Genomic DNA, 19,542 nt, shown 5'->3' with positions numbered 1-19,542 from the left:
TGATTGTTCGGCCTGTCGTGGGCAGGGAACTCTTCCAGTTTAGATGCTCCCTGTACAAAGAACGAAGGAGCCCCCGATTTTTTCAGAAATGGCTTAAGTCTTCATATATTTTGTAAAAGCCGCTTCCGGCAATATTCCAACCCCTCATAGACAAGCGAATGTGCGAGCCCAACGGAGATGCCAAGCCGGGCAGCAATCTCCTTCAGCTTGCAACCTTCCATGCGATGCATCTCCAGAGCAATCCGGGTTCGCTCAGGTAACTCCGCCATCGCTGCCATGACGACACGCAAGTCGTCACGATGCGATACGACATCCTCCTGACTAGGCCGGTCTTCCGCGAAGGCGTCGAAATCAGCGCTGTTGTCGCGTCGCCGCTGCTCGATGACGGATCGCCGTGTCCAGTCGATAGCAAGATTGCGTATGATGCGACGAAGATATCGCGCCGGCTCATCGAGAGATCGATCGGCCACAGCGGATTTCATGCGCAGAAATGCTTCCTGCACCAGATCTTCGCCTACTGAGCGATCACCAACGATGGTGGTTGCATAGTCCACGAACTCGATGCGATGGGTAAGATAAATCTGAAGATTTCGATCCGTATGGGGCAACACCACAATCCTGCAACGTGCGCGGGTTCCGATTGGATCAGATTACCGGTCAACAATTGCCGGGTATCATCTCTAAAAACCGGATCGTGCTTGTTTGGTGCGCTCTGTTCATTTCCCCTACGCAGGAGAAAGCTGGCGCTCGTCTAGAGTGTCTGATCGCATCATTACAGGCGACTGGATTTCCGCTAATTATTGGAAATTCTGTGTAATTGCAATGGTCTGTAAGAATATTCGCAAGCACGGTGACTTACGATAATGTTGTTTCGTTCGAAATGCACAGTTTATCATGAAGAGGCTGAGTTGCCGCCTGTAACTTCCCGTATTCATTGGGCAAAACACTGACAACAGTTTTTCTCGCAAGCGGAACGGATCGCTCACATTTCTGTTATTACGAGATCGAAAATCGTAATAGCTTCATGAGGAGCACCATCTGGCCCGATTGTTGACGATACTCATTGCTGAGATAACCGTTTGCTCTTTATCGAGATGCAGCAGCCCTTGGCAAAACTCCGTTCGGTTGTGTCAATGCCTCAACGAAGATCGGTTCCCAGGCACGGATGTGACGACGCATTAATGCCTCGAGCTGGCCAGATTCACCAGCTTTCACCAGTGCGATGATTTCATAGTGTTCAGCGATTGAATCCTTCTGGCGATCACGACCCGCTTGTGAGCGGATACCATAGAGACGCATCGTATCACGCAGTCCCATGACAGTCTCTGTGAGCAGCCTGTTGCCTGCGGCATCGATCAGGTCACGATGAAAGGCCCGATCTGACTCAAGGTAACTCTTGACGTCATCTGCTTCGTAAGCCTGTCTGATCTGATCAGCCAGAACCGTTAGTGACGAAATGTCTTTCTGCGGCCTTTCTGCAACCAGGCGGGCGGCGTGAAGCTCAAGTAATTCACGCATATTGAACAAATCTCGCAATTCTTGGAGTGAACGCTCCTTTACGCGAAAACCACGATTTTTAACCGGAACCAACAGACCTGTGCGAGCAAGTTCCAATAGCGCTTCACGCACGGGTGTCGACGACACGCCGAGCGCAGACGCCAGCGTGGGAACAGAATACATCGTTCCAGGGGAGCTTTCACCGGCAATGATCTCCGCGCGAACTCTCTGGAGTACCTGCTCTCTCAAGTTTGTGTCCATGGCCACGCCTCCTGAATCGCTTTCTACGATAGCAGCTTGACAGAGGCTACTGCAATTTTTACAGTAGTGCATTACTGTCATGCATTATCGAGAGCAATGCCTATGGCCAGAAAGATACCAGGCTACTGCACTTTGTGTCGGTCTCGTTGTGGATCGATGACGGTTGTCGAGGGGAAGCGCCTGGTAGGTGTCGAGCCATTCGGTGAGCATCCCACTGGCGGTGCGCTTTGTGCCAAGGGTCGCGCCGCTCCAGAGCTCGTCTACAGCCCGCGCCGTTTGAAGAAACCACTGCGTCGCACCGCGCCCAAAGGCGCCAAAAATCCCGGTTGGACCGAGATTTCCTGGGATGAGGCGTTGACCACGGTCGCTGAACGACTGGACATCGTCCGCAAAGAATGCGGCGCGGAGGCGGTAGTTTTCGCAATGACTACGCCGAGCGGCACGCCGATAGTTGACAGTTCAGAATGGATTGAGCGCTTCGTGCGCTGCTTCGGCAGCCCCAACCTGTTGTACGCAGTTGAAGTTTGCGGATGGCACAAGGATTATGCTCATGCGCTGACCTTTGGTCGCGGCATTGGCTTTCCTGATTATGAACAGGCGGATTCGATCGTTCTATGGGGTCATAATCCCGCACGAACCTGGCTGGCACAAGCATCGAGAATAGCCGATGCGAAGCAGCGGGGCGCTAAAGTCGCTGTAATAGACCCCAAGCCGGATGGCTCAGGCCAGATGGCAGATCTTTGGCTTCGAATTCGCCCAGGTGCGGATGCAGCGTTAGCGATGGCTGTTATACGCCACCTCATCGCAACCGAAACCTTTGATCACGATTTCGTTGCACACTGGACCAATGCACCTTTTCTAATCGAAAACGGTAGCGGGCGGTTCCTGCGCGCAAACGATGTTTTTCCTGGCGGAGACAAAGACGCCTTTGTCGTGCTCGACCCGACAGGACAGCCGAGAGCGTACGATACCAGACATGAGCTCGCGCACGGTGTACGCCTTGACGCAATGGTCTCGATCAAACTGGGTGACGGGCGAAAAGTGGGCGCGAAGACGGCGTTCCAAATGTTACGAGAAGCGGTCGAACCCTATGACTTTGACCATGTGTCGGGTCTTACCTGGCTCGACACGACCGTTATTCGTTCCTTTGCGGGACTATTTGAGGGTTCGCCTCGCCTTGCCTATCATTCGTGGACCGGCGTCGGTCAGCACTCCAACGCCAGCGCAATCGAACGGGCGATTGCCACGCTATATGCATTGACCGGAGCTTGCGACAGATCAGGTGGCAATGTCTGGCCGGTTGCACCGCCCACGCGTACCGTCAACGACCTTTCGCTTTTACCTTCCGGACAATTACAAAAGGCGCTGGGTATCGACCGTTTGCCCCTGGGACCTCCCTCACTGGGTTGGATTACTGCCCGTGACTTTGAACGTTCGGCACTGCATGGCGATCCCTACAAGGTGCGCGCCCTCATGAGTTGGGGATCAAATCTTGTCGGATCGCAGAGCAATACCGAACGTAACCTTGCCGTCCTGCATGCGCTCGACTTTCATGTTCACGTTGACATGTTCATGAACCCTACAGCCGAGATGGCTGATATCATTCTGCCCGCAAACATGCCGTGGGAACGTGAGGCGCTCAAGATCGGCTTTGAGATTACACAAGAGGCAGCCGAAACGATCCAGTTCCGCCCATCCATGTTGTCAGGATGTGGAGAATCAAGAGCTGATTACGCCATCGCTTTTGATCTGGCCCAGCGACTTGGCTTCGGGGAGAAATTCTTCGAGGGCGACATACGACGTGGGTGGAATTATCAACTCGAGCCATTAGGGGTGAACATTGCTGACCTGGCATTGCATCCTTCAGGCCGGCGCTTTCCACAGCCATTCGGTTACGCCAAATACGCCACCAACAAGGGCAATGGCGTAACCGGCTTTAAAACACATACTCGCCGGGCGGAACTTTATTCTGAAACACTTCTCCAGCATGGCTACAACCCCTTGCCCGAGCATGTCGAGCCGGTTGAAAGTCCACTCCGTCCAACTGCTGACCCGCGTTTTCCGCTGGTATTGACAACAGCCAAGAGTGGCTGGTTCATCCATACTTCGCTGCGTCATGTCGCATCACTGCGAAAGAAGTCACCCGATCCCGCAGTCGAACTCAGCGAAGCACTTGCCAATAAGCACGGCCTCGAGGACGGAGATTGGGCGCTGGTCGAGACGCCAAACGGCCAGGCTCGCTTACGGGTGCGTATCAACAACACATTAGATGATCGGGTGGTCGTTGCCGAATTTGGCTGGTGGGAAGACTGTCAGCCGCTTGGACGCAACCACGACGACGACAACCAGGCGTTCGTGACCAATCTTAACGCCATCCTGAACGACGGTCACTCTGATCCAGTAAGCGGATCGGTTCCGCTGCGTGCAACGAGTTGCCAGGTTCACGCGCTGTCCGATGCCAACAAGGGTCGCTGGACTGGTTCCCGTACATTCGTTGTTTCTGCGCGACGTCACGAGGCTGACGATGTTATTGCGATCGAGTTCGTTCCGCGTGATGCTGGTGCGCTGCCGGATTTTCTGCCAGGCCAGCATGTGGAAGTCGCCATAAGCGGCGTCGATACACGTCGCTCTTACTCTCTCACAGGAACCGGTGATGCTCCCTCAAGCCTTTCGCTGGGCATCCGCCGCACGCCCTCGCCTGCTGGCACGCCGCCGTCGTTCTCACAGTTAATGCATCAGCTCAATATCGGCGATGAAATCAAACTGTCTCAACCATCGGGCGTTTTCAATCTTCCGCTTGGCGGCGACAGGCCAATCGTTTTCATTGCCGCGGGCATCGGTATAACGCCGTTCATGAGCCACCTTGAAACCCTGGCTCACAGGAACAACGCGCCAGAGGTCCATCTGCTCTACGGCTGCAGACATGGCGGTCTGCACCCGTATGCGCAGCGCCTTCAAGAGCTGAAGTCCAGATTATCAACGCTGAAGCTCATTACATTTTACTCCTCGCCACGTTCTGAAGATAAGGCAGGATACGATTATGATCGAGCGGGCCGGATTGACATCGGTGAACTCACACTGCTCCTTAGCCACCGACCACTCATCTATCTTTGCGGATCTCCGCAATTCATATCCGACACAAAAGCAAGCCTGGTTGAGTTAGGTGTGTTCGCCTTCGATATCTTTGCCGAGGCATTCGTATCGCCAGCGCAAATCCCGCCACAACTTACGGCACAAGAAGTCAGGATCGCCGGCAGCAATATTTCATTCGTCTGGAAACCGGACGCAGGTTCAATCCTGGATGCGGCGCACGCTTCCGGCGTCCAGCTACCTAGTGGTTGCCGGGTCGGCCAGTGCGAAAGCTGCTCCCTGACCGTGATCTCCGGAGAGGTTGCACACCTTTCTGCAGTGGATGTGGAACCTGGACATTGTCTAGCCTGTGTGGCGGTGCCTTTGAGTGGCGTCACTCTGGCGAGAGGATAAGCGCAAATCAAAAATAGAAAATACAAGGGGATAAATCAAAATGACCGATGTCGTACGGACAACCGAGAACCCGGGCTGGATGGCTCGCTTTTCACAAAAGATGGTATTGTTTGCCGAACGCTGGTTTCCAGATGCCTATGTCTTCGTATTACTTGCCGTGGTTCTCGTTGCGGGCGCCGCGCTAGCTCACGGATCGTCTGCTTTGGCGATCAGCCAAGCGTTCGGGGACGGCTTCTGGAACCTGATCCCGTTTACGATGCAGATGGCACTTGTTGCGATCGGCGGCTATGTTGTGGCGATGTCCCCTCCCGTTGCCGCCACGCTCAAATGGCTGGCGAAATTTCCAAAAACCGGGCGCGGGGCAATCGTATTTGTCGGCGTTCTGTCGATCCTTCTTTCGCTCATAAACTGGGGCGTTAGTCTGATTTTCTCCGGCTTATTGGTGCGCGAGATCGCTCGCCGACGCGATATCCGCCTCGATTACCGTGCTGCGGGCGCAGCCGGCTATCTGGGTCTCGGTTGCGGTTTCACGCTCGGTATCACCTCGTCCGCTGCACAATTGCAGGCGAACGCTGAGAGCATTCCTCCATCACTTTTACCAATTACCGGTGTTATTCCTTTTACGGATACCATTCTTACCTGGCAGAACCTGGTAATGACCTTGTTCGTCACCGTATTGTCAGCCATCATCTGCTATTATTCCGCCCCAGTTGACCGGTTTGCCAAGACAGCCGAAGATCTTGGAGTGCGACTTGATACCGACCAGATCGAAGTGCGCAAGGCGACACGTCCTGGTGACTATCTGGAATACAGCCCGATACTGACGATTCTCGTGGTTCTTGTGGCATTAGGTTGGTTATGGCAGACTTTTCAGTCCGGAAATCCGCTGATCACACTTTCGGGACTGAATACCTATAATTTTGTGTTTCTGCTTCTGGGGATCCTTTTACATTGGCGCCCACGCAGCCTGATTGATGCTTTCGCCAAAGCAATGCCGAGTGTTTCCGGTGTCCTTTTGCAGTTCCCATTCTACGCCGGTATTGCCGCCATTCTTACCAAGGTGACCAATTCCGGCGGCGCTACCCTTTCCGACACGATTGCGCACTGGTTCGTCGGTTTTTCGTCGAACTCGACGATTTTCTCTTTCGTGGTCAGCATTTATTCCGGGGTACTCGGGTTCTTTATTCCATCAGCGGGAGGAAAATGGGTGATTGAAGCCCCCTACGTAATGAAGGCCGCCAATGAGCTGGAAGCTCATCTCGGCTGGACCGTGATGGTGTACAATGTTGCAGAAACATTGCCGAACTTCATTAATCCATTCTGGATGCTGCCGCTGCTTGGAATTCTAACCCTGAAACCCAAGGACCTGATTGGCTACACTTCCGTTCAGTTCTGCATTCATTTTCCGTTGGTTATGATATTGGCAGCCATCCTGATGTCGACCTTTACCTATGTGGCTCCAGTCATGCCGTAACCCACATGCGTGATACGCATAGTACTTTCCGTCACAAGTTGATGGGAAGTACTTCCGGCGATCACCCCGGTTGGTCAGGAGGCAAGCTGGCAGGGCCCGGAGTTGGTTTGCACGTCTTCTGGAAACGCTGCACAAAAGCGGGGTCCGATTTACGGGTGGCGTGGCTACATATATCAGTCAAACCGCCCTGCGTGGATCCTAACTGGAGGGCTTGCGTTTAAACCAGTCGGCGAGCGTCAATGTCGATACGTCGTCCGGTGGGTTGCGCAGGAATTCTGCCACTTCCGCGCGCCAGACACGGAAACTGAAACGAAAGCACCATCGCAGATGCTCACAAAGCGCGCGATCGGGGTGAAACAGCACCCGGTACAATGCCATTGGCCGCGCATGAACCGCAATTTCCATCAGCTTCACCATCCAGAAGATCGCACGTGATGAAAGGTGTCGCGACGACAGCAGCTGGTTGCGATAATCCCATTTCGCCCGGTCGTGCTGAATCACAACACGGTCCGCGTTGCTGGCTGTCCAGTCCGACCAACGATGAGGAGTTACATACATCGCGTTCAACAGATCGGGATCGTAAAGCGAAACTTGCCGGATCGCGCGAAGGTAGTCGCCCATGCGTTCCTCCTCGAACCCGACGATGTGGCCCAGCATTGACAGGATACCATGTTCGCGCAAGGCCGCGACCGCCTGTTGATCCTCGCGCACCGTCGAGCCTTTGCGGATCGCGGCCAGCGTCGCCGGATCGGTAGGCTCTATTCCCATCAGCACGCAGATCATTCCCGCCCGCTTCATTAATGGAAGAAGGTCCGCGTCGCGCACGCAGGTCCCGGTGACCGGTCAAACCGATGAATCAAATGCATCGGCATTCTCCGATTGCGCGCTGTCCGCTTCTCAAGGTCCAATATGACAAGACGACCGGCTTCGATGTCGGCGCTAACGATGCCAAGAGGCATCCCCCCCAACCAAGCCCATCTCGTAACAACTCATGTTTCAAACCGAGATCATTGGTGATGATTTCAGGTATCATTTCCACTGTAACGCAGCAGTGCCGGGATCCTGACAGCCAGTATTACCAGGACGATCACCAGAGAGATCCCGCTCAACATTGCGACGTGGATGATTCCAATGAATTCTGCGGCTATGCCTAGCATGAGACTGGCAACCGGCATAATGCCAATTGTCAGCTCCTGTATTCCCATCACGCGTCCTTGCAACTGCGGCTTTGTCATCATCAGCATCAAGGTCGTCTGCAAAACCGCAAAAGGCGATGATGCCAGTCCGATCAGCGTCATCAGGATAAAAGATAGCGGAATTGACGAAGAGAGTGCGAACACCGCCCAAAGCGCTCCCCACGTCGCAGTTGCGCACACGAAAAGACCGCCCTTATAATGAAAATCACCCAGGCTGGCGATAATAAGCGAGCCAATCAGACCACCTGTCCCGCTACACGCCAGCAGCCAGCCAAGCCCTCGTGGATCGAGATGCAGATGTTCCTTGGCGATGACTGGCATGAACCCCTGATAAATTGGCCATAACAATATATTCGCAGCAAAAGTTACCGACAGCACCGCACCCAGCAAGCGGTTGGATAGAACGACTTGAAAGCCGGCAGCCAACGATCTCCCCAGGCTCTCGCCTGACGCAGAGCCGTGTTTGTTTTTCAGATTTCGAACCGGCCAGATTGCTACAAAGGCGATCAGATACCAGAATGCAGAGACCGCCAGCGCAACGGCTGGACCAAAGCTGGCAATCATAGCACCACCCAGTGCAGGACCGATAACCTGGGTCAGGTAAACAACGATGGAATTGAGTGCGTTCGCGTTGCTCAGGCTCTCACGCCCGACAAAATCGGCGACCAGGCTGAACCGGGCCGGTTGCGAGGGAGATTGCGCCAGACCAATGCAGAAGCCACCGAAAACCAGCCCCCAGAAACTGGCCATGTTCAGCGCGACCAGGGTCGCGATTAACACCATCATCACGAATGCCCAGCCCGATGCCACAAGCAACAGTTTCGGACGGTCAAAACGGTCCGAAATGACACCGCTAACCGGACCCAGCATCATTGGTGAGAGGCGCGCGGCAGTGAAAATTGCAACCGAGATCTCGGAATGTGTATATTCGAACACCAACCACCCTAGTACGAGTGTTTGCGTCCATACCCCGGCAAAAAAGAAAAGATTGGAGAGCCATAACAACCGGTAGCGCGGGTATAGAAGAAGTGAGGATGCAATTCGCTTCACTACGCCGTGACCGAGTTTCCCGGTTCTATGCGAGGCCGCCGCCTCAACTGCAATATCTTCCCGTTCTGACATGGATAACTCATGAATATGCACCGTTCAGGCGCTGAAACCACCTCGCACGTCAACCTGCTGAATTGATAGCGGGCAGCGTGTTCCGCCTCTTATACGTGTGGTGGTATTCATTCGGAAATTAAATATTACTATATTGAGTATTCACTTTCCAAATACTTTCAAGAGGAAGCGTGCAGACGTATACGAAGAAGCGATCGTACCCAAAGCGAGACTGTGGATCGGGCGTTTTTGATAATAATGAAATTGCCAGAAACATGATCCAATGAGCCAGGAACTACCGCCGTTTTGGCATTTCCTCCATTGCCCCATCCCCGGGCATGGCCCTCCATGCGCCTCCGCAAGAGATTACTGGAGCACGGAGCTCAGGCCGGTGAAGCAAGAAAAACGGTCAGATCGGGAATAGCAGCCACACTTCGCATACAACGGTTCTGTACTCATTTCCCAACGTTCGCGACATGACCATTCAGATAATTATAAACTGTAGCCCGTCCCATACCGAGCAGTCGACATATATAGCTGGCAGCGTTTTTCCCGCTGAACGCTCCGTCATCGGCGAGCGCCTGCACAAGTTCTTTCTTTTGTGCTCGGGTAAGGTCGGAAATGTTCAGCCCACGCGACGTGGTCCAATGCTGAATATAACTGTTAATGCGTTCAAACCAGTCATCGCGAAACAAACTTTCCATCTCGCCTGGCGCCGGAGGAACCGATACAAAATTCTGTAATGTGAGCACCATACTTTCGAACACTGACATATCGGCATTGATACACAAAACGCCAATTTCCTTACCCGACACCGCTCTGACAACAGAACTGATAGATTTTATTCTACGCCCATCCCAGTTCGTTTTGGCGTAAGGGCCAATCAGTACGTCGGATGATTTAAAGTCAATCTCATCGAGGTTGGAAGGATCTCCCGGTTCTCGTTTTGAGAAGTTCCCGGCGATATGAACAACAGATTTGCTCGACAGATCATGAAGAACAACTTCCGCAAAGGGGGCAAACAAATTCGCTATTGCCTCGCATATCGGCACATAAGGCAAAAGTGCCGGGTCAATTTCGTTGGCCACAGCTTTGTTTTCCTTACCCAAAATGAATCCTCCTTCGTCGATCCCACGCAATATAGACTGAATCCTCTTTGAACACTTCCGAATTAATTGGACTAGACAGTCTATTTTAGATGAAATAGTCTAATAACAATCCAGGCGCCACGCAAGCGGGGAAAATCAGATGCATCGCCCGGAAATGGGCTGTTGAAATAATAACAAAAGGGAACAAACACGATGAATAACTGGAAACTGTCTCTGACTGGTGCCGCAGCGGTAGCGCTGGCTGCACTTACTACGGCCCAAGCCGAAACGTTGCGGGTTGGTATGGAATGTACCTATCCGCCATTCAACTACCGCACGGCGGAAGGCAATCTCGAAGGCTACGATGTGGATGTGGCCAAAGGCGTTGCCGAGATCACCGGTTACGAGCTGGACTATGTTTGTCAGGGGTTTGACGGATTGATTCCGGCCTTGCTCGCCAACAAATTTGATCTGATCATTGCTTCCATGTCGATTACCGACAAGCGCAAACAGCAGATCGATTTTTCTATCCCTTATCGCAAGTCGGTCGGGCACCTGGTGGGGCAGGCTGGAAAGGGGGCCGATATGTTTGACTCAAACGGACAGCCCATCCCCGAAAAATTCAACGGCGTCCGGATAGGTGTCGAACGTGCGTCGACCTACTTCGAATGGTTCAAGGCCAAACTGCCTGATGCCGATCTGGTCATGTATGACGGTGTCGAACCAATGTATCTCGACCTCAAGAACGGTCGCGTCGACATGATCATGACCAATCCGATGAAGGCCTATCTCTCCTTCTTGCAGGGCGAAGGTAAAGGCAAATTTGAGCTGGTCGGGCCGGAAATCAACGAGCCTGAATATTTCGGACCAGGTGTTGGGATCGGTCTGCGCAAAGGTGACGACGGATTGCGTGGCAAGATAGACGATGCCATTCGTCAGCTCATTCGCGAGGGCAAGCTCAAGGAGTATGCCCTGAAGATATTTCCATTCCCGATCCATGATGATGCATGGGCTGATAAATAATCCGTCGATCATGGTTTTTCAAAAGACGGAGAAGCAAATTGGAAGCCCTGAACGGTTGGTGGGATAATTATCTATTCGCATCGGTCATAGTTGCGAAAGTATTCATCTACTCCTTGATTCTGACGGTGATTTTTGGACTGCTTGGCGCTGCTGCCAAGCTGTCGTCTAGTCGGCCACTGAATGCAATTGGCAACATGTACACGGTGTTCTTTCGTGGCACGCCTGAAATACTTGTCATCCTTATGCTGTATTTTGGTTCGGCGGTCACATTGACAACGATTGCACGGCTTTTCAATCCGTCGGTCAAGTTCATTGACATTCCGCCATTCTGGGCGGGCTCGATAGCCATTGCCCTGGTTGTGGGCGCTTATGCCACTGAAACATTCCGCGGGGCGTTCAAGAGCGTCAAACCCGGCAGCGTCGAAGCTTCGCGCGCCCTGGGAATGAACGCCCTGCAGACATTTGTCTATATTCGCCTGCCCGAAATGTGGCGCACGGCCTTGCCAGCCTTTGGCAATCACATGTTATCGCTCATCAAGGATACGGCGCTGATCTCGATCATCGGGCTAAACGAGACGCTGTTTGTAGCCAAACAGGCAGCGGGCGTGACTGGTAAACCCTTTACGATGTATATCGTCGTGGGCCTGATATACCTGTTTTTTTCCAGCATCATCACGCTCTCAGTCAATCTGCTTGAGTACCTGGCCAACCGGCATTTGCAGCGGAGACCATCATGAATATGAGTATTCTCCTTGATGCACTGCCACGCATGCTGGGCGGTTTTGCCATGACATTCCAGTTGATGGTCGTTTCCCTAGCCACCGGAACCCTGATCGCTGTCATCCTGCTCCTGATGCGACTGAGTGCCAGATGGTGGCTGTCCTGGCCGGCGCAGCTCTATATCTACGTTTTCCGCGGGACCCCGATCCTCGTCCAGATATTCATCATCTATTACGGCCTACCCCAATTTGACTGGATTCGTGACAGCATGTTCTGGCCAGTATTCAGAGACCCGTTTGGTTGTGCCATTGTCGCACTTTCGCTAAATGTTGGGGCCTATGTTTCTGAAGTTTTCCGGGGCGGAGTTCTCGCGGTAGAGCGCGGGCTGACCGAAGCCGGCGCCGCTCTTGGAATGAATTCAATACACCGCTTCGTTTATATTACCGCGCCGCTCGCCTTCCGCATATGTCTGCCAGCATACGGCAACGAGATCATCAGCCTGATGAAATCAACCGCGCTTGCAAGCACAATTACTCTTGTCGACATGACCGGCATCGCCCGAACCATTGTCGCTGAAACCTTTGCTCCCTACCAGATATTCCTGTCACTGGCCTTCGTCTACATCATCCTGACCTGGATATTGCAGACTGGGATCAAGCGCCTTGAGGATTATCTTGGCCGCCACATGGTGCGCTAAAGCAAAACTGTCTCTTGAAGGTGACTTCCATGAATGAAGATAAACACACGATGATTGAACTGGTCAATGTTAACAAGAACTTCGGCAAGTTCCAGGCACTCAAGCAGATTAACCTCAAGGTGCACCGTGGAGAGAAGATCGTCGTATGCGGTCCGTCCGGATCGGGCAAATCAACGTTGATCCGCTGTATCAACCGGATGGAAGAGCATTCAAGCGGCGATATCTTCATCGACGGTCACGAGCTTACCGACAAGACCCGGGACATCAATGCAGTCCGGCGTGAAGTCGGCATGGTTTTCCAGAGCTTCAATCTGTTTCCGCATATGACCGTTCTCCGCAATCTCACCATTGCCCAGCGTCTGGTTCGTCGAACGCCCTTGAAACAGGCCACCGAAATTGCCATGCATTATCTGGAGCGTGTCAGGATTCCCGAACAGGCACACAAATATCCGATTCAGCTTTCCGGTGGACAACAACAGCGAGTGGCAATCGCGCGAGCCCTGTGCATGAAACCCCAGATCATGCTGTTTGATGAGCCGACCTCCGCCCTTGACCCGGAAATGATATCCGAAGTGCTCGACGTGATGGTCGATCTTGCGCAGGGCGGCATGACCATGGTCTGCGTGACACACGAAATGGGCTTCGCCAAATCCGTTGCCGACAGGGTCGTGTTCATGGACCGCGGCGAAATGATTGAAGAAGCAGATCCCCAGGCTTTCTTCGGCAATCCGAAGAACGAACGTACGGCGCTGTTTCTGCGTCAGATACTCAGACATTAGCGTGTGCGAGCGATCGTACACACTCTCCTGATCGTCGGAAGCTCATAGCGATCGGAAAAGGCAAATACAGGAAGGAACGGATGATTGGGTCCAGATCATCCGAGCGGATTCTTGTGCTCAGAAAATCCATGTGAGGCAATTGATGGCCAAAGTCTTTCAAATTGATGATATTCGTTCCGCTGCCGAGGCAATGGACCTGACGTCTGTCATCGAAGCCGGTTTCGTCGCCTACTCTGACGGAAAAGTCGTAGTCCCGCCTGTGGGCGAGCTCCTGTTTGCACAGCCACCTGGCGACACACACATAAAATACGGCTATATCCATAACGACGAAATCTTCGTGATCAAGATCGCTTCAGGCTTTTATGATAATCCTTCCATCGGACTTCCGTCTGGCTCCGGTCTGATGCTTGTTTTCTCCCAGAAGACTGGTTTCCTGCAGTCCATTCTTCTCGATGACGGTTATCTTACTAACATCCGGACTGCGCTGGCCGGTCGTATTGCGGCAAGATACCTCGCTCCCAGAACGGTCAACGCAATAGGGATCTATGGTACCGGAGCGATGGCACGTCTGCAGCTAACCTATCTTGCTTCCGTAACAGACTGCCGGGAAGTAGTGGTGTGGGGTCGTTCTGAGGAAGGTCTGGATCGCTACTGCGAAGATATCTCCGCGCTTGGCTACTCCGTTACACCCACACGTAAAAGCAGCGACGTCACGGATGCCTGTAATGTTATAGTTACGACCACTCCGTCTGTCCAACCGCTGATCATGGCAAGCCAGGTGCGCCCCGGGACACATATCACCGCCGTTGGTTCAGATACGCCGGAGAAACAGGAACTGGACGGACGCATCCTGGGCATTGCCAAAGTCGTTATTGCAGACAGCATAGAACAATGCCGCTCACGCGGGGAAATATTCCATGCCATTCGTGAAGGGCACCTCTCGGAGAACGGAGTTCTGGAGCTGGGCAATGTCATAAAGTCCGGCGCGAAAGCGCGGGCAAGCGAAAGCGACATCACCGTAGCTGATCTAACCGGCGTTGCGGTTCAGGATATCCAGATAGCAAAAGCAGTTTGCGAGCGGCTGTTATCCCCTTCCGCATGAACAAATGCTGCAAACTACACCAGTTAAATCGAACAAGGAGGAGTGTAATGATCCAGTACGTTAGTACAACAGGTGGTATTGAGCCGGTCGGCTTTGATGAAGCCGTGCTCCAGGGGTTTGCAGCCGATGGCGGCCTGTTCGTTCCCGATGAGATCCCCGTCATCGACCAAACCAGACTGGAAGCACTTTCCAGGCTCACATTTCAGGAGCTCGCATTCGAGCTGACTTCGTTATACATTGATCCATCAATCATCCCGCCACATGATCTGAAACGGCTCATAAACGATAGCTATCGTGACTTTCAACACCCTGACATCGTCAGACTGGCTCCAATCACCGGCGAACCCGATATAAGCGTACTAGAGCTCTTTCATGGCCCGACCCAGTCTTTCAAGGACATGGCAATGGGCTTCCTGATGCAGACAGTGGACTATCTCCTCGAGAAGCGTCAGAAACGGCTGAACATCGTGCTGGCCACTACCGGTGACACCGGTCCGGCCGCCGCGTGGGCAGCAGCCGGAAAACGCCATATTGACTGCTGGCCGCTATACCCGCGGGGAATGATTTCCCGGGAACAAGAGCGTCAAATGACGGTGTTGCGCGCCGATAATGTTCACCCGGTCGGCGTTGAAAACTGCCCTGATGGCGGCGACGATCTTGATCTTGTCGTTGCTCAGTTATTCGAAGATGACACTCTTAAACGCAACCTGGGGCTCTCCAGCGTCAACTCAATTAACTGGTGCCGTGTCATGTATCAGACTGTGCACTATTTTTACGCCTATTTCCGGACGGTCAATCAGGTAGGCGACCCTATCGTTTTCTCCGTGCCATCAGGAGCTTTCGGCAATCTGTTCGCCGGTTATCTGGCGCGTTCGATGGGATTGCCGGTTGCCCGGTTTGTCTGCGCCAACAACGTCAACAGCGCTCTGCATACCGCGTTCTCAACCGGAATATTTCCGCGCCGTGATCTTGTTCAAACCCCCTCGTCAGCGATCGACATCGTCGCACCATACAATTTTTGGCGTTTTTTGTACTTCGTCACAAACCGCGACGCAAAACGTATACGGCAATGGATGAAGGACTTCTCCGAAAACCGGCTGGTGGAGTTCGATCAGGATACAGCTGATAAAATTCGGGACGGTTTCATTTCAGCTTCTATCGGTGATGAAGAAACCCTTGCAACCATCCGCAATCTTTATGAAACTGATGGTTCCTATCTCATCGATCCACATACCGCAGTTGCAGTTGCAGCCGTTAACTCTGTCCGCGATCAATTGCCCGCTGATGTCAAGATCGTATGTGTTGCAACCGCACATCCTGCCAAGTTTCCGGATGTTATGAAGAGTGCTCTCAATCTGGAAAAACTGCCGGCGTCAGCACACCACCCCGCAATTGATGAAGCGCGCGCAGCCTGCGAGCATCTTCGTATTTGTCAGCTCGAAAACCTCCGGGCAAATCTCATAGAGGAGATGACGAGGCAGACCGAACGTCGCAGCGCATAGTTCCAGCACTTGATGGACCGGAAAGATCGGCTGGCGGGTTCTCAGAACCGCCAACCGAAACCACACAGCTTCGCTGTGGAACCAAATACGTGTAACTAATCCAGATAACTCATAGCTGGTCATGCATTCGGAAGCGCGACAATGTCTGAACAGACACTGAACCAGTTGGCTATATTCGCAAATGAACTAGCCGATATTGCACGTCATACCATCCGTAGTTCGAAACAGGCCGACCGACGCCCCATCGCGAAACCAGACTCGAGCCCGGTGACGAACACAGACAAAACTGTGGAACTTCGTCTGCGAGAGCGCATAGCCGAACGCTTCCCGGATCATGGAATTCTTGGGGAAGAATTCGGTGCCGGAGGATTGGATCGGGAATTTGTATGGGTCGTAGACCCGATTGATGGGACCAAGGCATTCATCGGAGGGCTTGCAATCTATGGGACGCTGATTTCTCTAACACGCGGCGGCGTACCACTCATCGGGTTGATCGATAATCCAACCACAGGAGACCGTTGGCTTGGCAACCAGGGTAAGCCAACGACCTTGAACGGCAATCCTGTCCAGTGCGCCTCAACCAGGACCCTTGCCGAAGCCTTTATAGCCAACGGAAATCCTGATGTATTCACCGGGTCGGACAGAGTATGTGTCGATAACTTGCGCGAAGCGACACGCTGGTGTGTTTATGGGGGAAGCTGTATTGCTTATGGACGTGTCGCAGACGGAAGCCTGGATATAAGCATTGATGGCGGTCTCTCGCCATATGATTATTGCGCACTCGTCCCTGTAATTAATGGAGCAGGAGGCTGTATTACGGACTGGCAGGGAGCAGGGCTTGGCCTCGCATCAGGTGACCGATGTGTAGCGTCTGCAAATCCTGATCTCCACCGGCAAGTGCTTGACAGGCTGTCATCTTGAATTCCACAGACAGCTTCATCCATGTTTTGAAAGTAGCACCCTTCCCAAACCTTGCAGGCTGTAGCGTCTGAAGACCAAATCGGCACATTCGACTGGGATGCGCGGAACAGCGTTCCCCACACCCGGTTCAAGCATCCAGCCCCGGAGCTGGTTGCCGGCAAGCGACGGTCGACCGACAATCTGGAGAGACCACACCGGCATTTCGTCCTCATTCCATTCTCCCGACGGGTGGAGTTGCTCCAGCATACTTCCCCGGCTGCACTTAATGATCTTATGCGTTATCGATAAAGACTATTACGTGCGCGATTGATCAGGTCGCGGAGCCAGCGAAGCTCGGGACTGTAGTGCGCCCGATCGTGCCATAGCTGATAGAAAGTCATCTTTAGGAAAGGAATGGGTGACTCCCGATAAACCAAAGGAAGGAATTCCGCGAAATAAGAAGCAAAATGTCGACCTGTCGAAAATACCAAATCAGAGTTGATCAAAAGAAACAATGCGGTACAGAAATATGATTTGAAACTGACTGATTTCGGATTGCCCGAATGCTTGTGAGATGCGTATGACGCGGCAAGATTATCTGACGCTGTGATCGCTTTGCTGACCAGAGATGTGCCCATGCTGAAATGCAAGCCGTCCGTCAGGCCAGCAAGTCACTTGGCACAACCGATTTGAGTGGCGGTGTCGTCTATGCAAGCGGTTATCCCTGGCCGACGCGCTTGTCTGCAATGTACCTTGCGGGCATCAGACAAGTCTATTACGCTTATTCCGGCGAGGATGGTGCGCCAAACGATATTGCATCGGCGGGACCACTCAGGCGTCTGGAAAATCAGCTCCTTGCGGGGAGAAGCCAAAGCGAGCTCCTTCCCGCACTATTATTCTGGCCGCATGCGGCGCAGAATCCGGTTCATCCGCAAAACGCGCGAACGATTTTACCAGTGGCCTGGTCGGTCTCTATCGTAACTCGCTCTTGTCTCAGGTCCATCGTGACCGGATCGCCCGGCTTGATCTGACGGACAATGGTTGCGCCGGTCAGTTTCATAGCAACTTCGTCCGAAATCCTGTCTTTCCCCGCGAGGGTCTCGGCAGCCTCCTTTTTACAAACACGCGGCTGCAAGGTATCTGCTGCCACTGAGGTCTCCTTTTCCTTTTGACATCCGGCGATTACCAACATCAAGGCAACGCCAGCAACGGGAACAGCAGTACGAATGAAATTCACGATTATTACTCCTTTTACGGGGCCACATTAGGCAAGCAGTGCGGTCATAGCGCGCTGAAGATGACTTGAAGCTGAACGAGACAAAAATCTGTTCCTTCTGCCCTGGAGTTACCGCCTCTATTCCTGAAACGGAGCAGGTCAGTGATGTCCGCGATCCAGCTTTGTCCGTTGGAGTGGACTAGGATCGAGTCTGATTCTTCGAGAAGTCCCGGCACCAAAGCCAATCCAACCAGAACTATTCTGAAAACGCGAATAGTGGACTACGCATAAATATCTTCCTGATAGTCGGGTGAACGTCAAGCGGGTGAATTCAGGGCCAACAGAATTCTTGAGTGCCCAGACCATAACGCGGTAATGGCAGCAACCTCCATTCAACGATTTTCCCGCGAATAACTCCTTCTGTTCTCTGTGAGAGATGAACTTTTGTCCCTGGGGGAAAAAAAGCAGATTACGCATTCTGCCACGGTGGCGTTCGTCACCGGCTGGCATTTGGAACATTAACCAAAGTCGGTCCTGTCCCCGCCCGCTCGCAAAATTTCTATCTCCAGGCAGAAAGCGCACCTGATCAGCGATGATAATGAGCTGTTCCAACACATGAGATGTAGTTCAATGTCGACTTTGACTGTGCTGGGGTCCAGATTTTTGCCGGACACCGGTTCGCAATCGGTAGGACCGGCTGAAATCCGGCGTTGCGCGATTACGGGCTAATACTTCACCAGAATTCGTTAAGACACAAAGCCGAAGACACGCCCCTGGTTTCCGGATGTTCCCGAGAACGCAGATGTAATGTCCGGGCCCGGTACGCGAGGAGCGATTATCCGACCAGTAATCTGATCGCTGTCTCCTGCAAAACCATTACCCTGAACCAATTCCGGCAACCAATGCAGCTGAACCCGGTTGCTCGTGAAAAATCCGTATCTTCTCGAGATCACCGGCGGTATCGATATCCGCGAACTGCTGGTCGTCAGCATCCAGAAACCGGGCTTCATTGAGCAAGGCACGCGCACCACCCTCGCCCGTCTTCGGGAGAAGTTCCAGTCTGGCCAACGGAATGATGGCAGGCGGACCACGAAAATTCGGTGACCGTGACGCGACAATTGCTCTATTACTGGCTCTGAACAAGGCCAGGAGACCTGTCAGATGCGGGACGGATACCAACGGCATATCTGCGAGACATAAAAGGACATGCCGTTCATATATCACTTGTGTCAGGCCATTGTGTATCGACCCCAACATGCCCCCGAAAAGCTGGGCGACAGGCGCCAGCACGAAACCATTGGCGATGAATGCATCGTGCCAGGGAGCTTTTCCGTGATGAACGAGTATCTTACGCCCCCACTGAAACGGCGCGAGCGAGCCCAGTATATGATGCGCGACTGGTTTGTCGGCCAGTTTCTGATTCAGTTTGTCCCCGCTCCCGAACCTTTTTCCGGCACCAGCACCAAGTACAACGACCGCAATATCCGAAGCCTTCTCCATCCC

16 protein-coding genes are annotated in these 19,542 nt (G+C 53.0%); 9 read left to right on the top strand and 7 right to left on the bottom strand.

The genetic code is table 11. From position 1 onward, the window contains the following. Positions 1-101: 101 nt before the first annotated feature. The gene (locus tag AAE521_RS07270; protein WP_071632369.1) at positions 102-608 is read right to left on the bottom strand and encodes a sigma-70 family RNA polymerase sigma factor; all 507 of its coding nucleotides are present in this window, start codon (positions 606-608) and stop codon (positions 102-104) included. A gap of 478 nt (positions 609-1,086) precedes the next feature. Then, a complete protein-coding gene (locus AAE521_RS07265; protein WP_071632328.1) occupies positions 1,087-1,758 on the bottom strand; it encodes a GntR family transcriptional regulator in 672 nt (223 codons plus the stop codon). A gap of 102 nt (positions 1,759-1,860) precedes the next feature. Between AAE521_RS07265 and AAE521_RS07260 the strand changes: the two genes are divergently transcribed. Together AAE521_RS07260 and AAE521_RS07255 are read left to right on the top strand one after the other, a co-directional pair. After that, positions 1,861-5,241 carry a molybdopterin-dependent oxidoreductase gene (locus AAE521_RS07260; protein ID WP_342060893.1) on the top strand — a complete coding sequence of 1,127 codons (3,381 nt, stop codon included), beginning with the start codon at positions 1,861-1,863 and terminating at the stop codon, positions 5,239-5,241. A 40-nt stretch (positions 5,242-5,281) separates the two neighbouring features. Beyond that, complete coding sequence (locus tag AAE521_RS07255) at positions 5,282-6,715, top strand: short-chain fatty acid transporter (RefSeq protein WP_342060892.1); 1,434 nt, start codon at positions 5,282-5,284, stop codon at positions 6,713-6,715. A 198-nt stretch (positions 6,716-6,913) separates the two neighbouring features. Here the strand turns inward: AAE521_RS07255 and AAE521_RS07250 are convergent, their stop codons facing one another. The 3 genes from AAE521_RS07250 to AAE521_RS07240 form a co-directional block, all read right to left on the bottom strand. Beyond that, positions 6,914-7,540 carry a radical SAM protein gene (locus AAE521_RS07250; RefSeq protein WP_342060891.1) on the bottom strand — a complete coding sequence of 209 codons (627 nt, stop codon included), beginning with the start codon at positions 7,538-7,540 and terminating at the stop codon, positions 6,914-6,916. A gap of 197 nt (positions 7,541-7,737) precedes the next feature. After that, the gene (locus tag AAE521_RS07245; protein WP_342060890.1) at positions 7,738-9,054 is read right to left on the bottom strand and encodes an MFS transporter; all 1,317 of its coding nucleotides are present in this window, start codon (positions 9,052-9,054) and stop codon (positions 7,738-7,740) included. A gap of 413 nt (positions 9,055-9,467) precedes the next feature. Continuing rightward, the gene (locus tag AAE521_RS07240; protein ID WP_342060889.1) at positions 9,468-10,121 is read right to left on the bottom strand and encodes a helix-turn-helix transcriptional regulator; all 654 of its coding nucleotides are present in this window, start codon (positions 10,119-10,121) and stop codon (positions 9,468-9,470) included. A 192-nt stretch (positions 10,122-10,313) separates the two neighbouring features. On the opposite strand from AAE521_RS07240, the gene AAE521_RS07235 reads away from it, so the two are divergent. The 7 genes from AAE521_RS07235 to AAE521_RS07205 all read left to right on the top strand — a co-directional run bounded on the left by AAE521_RS07235 (position 10,314) and on the right by AAE521_RS07205 (position 16,844). Next, a complete protein-coding gene (locus AAE521_RS07235; protein WP_342060888.1) occupies positions 10,314-11,123 on the top strand; it encodes an ABC transporter substrate-binding protein in 810 nt (269 codons plus the stop codon). A gap of 38 nt (positions 11,124-11,161) precedes the next feature. Then, positions 11,162-11,860: an ABC transporter permease gene (locus AAE521_RS07230; RefSeq protein ID WP_342060887.1), complete on the top strand. Its 699-nt coding sequence runs from the start codon at positions 11,162-11,164 to the stop codon at positions 11,858-11,860. Continuing rightward, complete coding sequence (locus tag AAE521_RS07225; protein WP_342060886.1) at positions 11,857-12,540, top strand: ABC transporter permease; 684 nt, start codon at positions 11,857-11,859, stop codon at positions 12,538-12,540. The genes AAE521_RS07230 and AAE521_RS07225 overlap by 4 nt, the downstream gene beginning before the upstream one ends. 29 nt (positions 12,541-12,569) lie before the next feature. Beyond that, entirely contained in the window at positions 12,570-13,319 is a 750-nt protein-coding gene (locus tag AAE521_RS07220) for an amino acid ABC transporter ATP-binding protein (RefSeq protein WP_342060885.1), read from the top strand. A 142-nt stretch (positions 13,320-13,461) separates the two neighbouring features. After that, complete coding sequence (locus AAE521_RS07215) at positions 13,462-14,421, top strand: ornithine cyclodeaminase family protein (protein WP_342060884.1); 960 nt, start codon at positions 13,462-13,464, stop codon at positions 14,419-14,421. 47 nt (positions 14,422-14,468) lie between these two features. Then, positions 14,469-15,923 (top strand): threonine synthase, encoded by a 1,455-nt coding sequence (gene thrC / locus AAE521_RS07210; RefSeq protein WP_342060883.1) that lies wholly within the window; start codon positions 14,469-14,471, stop codon positions 15,921-15,923. Positions 15,924-16,064: 141 nt separating this feature from the next. Continuing rightward, the gene (locus tag AAE521_RS07205) at positions 16,065-16,844 is read left to right on the top strand and encodes an inositol monophosphatase family protein (protein ID WP_342060882.1); all 780 of its coding nucleotides are present in this window, start codon (positions 16,065-16,067) and stop codon (positions 16,842-16,844) included. Positions 16,845-17,748: 904 nt separating this feature from the next. Here AAE521_RS07205 and AAE521_RS07200 read toward each other — a convergent pair. Both AAE521_RS07200 and AAE521_RS07195 read right to left on the bottom strand, forming a co-directional pair. Continuing rightward, on the bottom strand, positions 17,749-18,060 hold the full coding sequence (locus tag AAE521_RS07200) for an I78 family peptidase inhibitor (protein WP_342060881.1): 312 nt from the start codon (positions 18,058-18,060) through the stop codon (positions 17,749-17,751). A gap of 855 nt (positions 18,061-18,915) precedes the next feature. Then, on the bottom strand, positions 18,916-19,539 hold the full coding sequence (locus AAE521_RS07195) for an NTP transferase domain-containing protein (protein WP_342060880.1): 624 nt from the start codon (positions 19,537-19,539) through the stop codon (positions 18,916-18,918). Positions 19,540-19,542: the final 3 nt, after the last annotated feature.

The sequence above is a fragment of the Brucella cytisi genome, from assembly GCF_038433355.1.
Lineage (GTDB): Bacteria > Pseudomonadota > Alphaproteobacteria > Rhizobiales > Rhizobiaceae > Brucella > Brucella cytisi.
The sequence above is the reverse complement of the archived record's forward strand: the minus strand, read 5'-3'. Positions and strand labels throughout refer to the sequence as shown.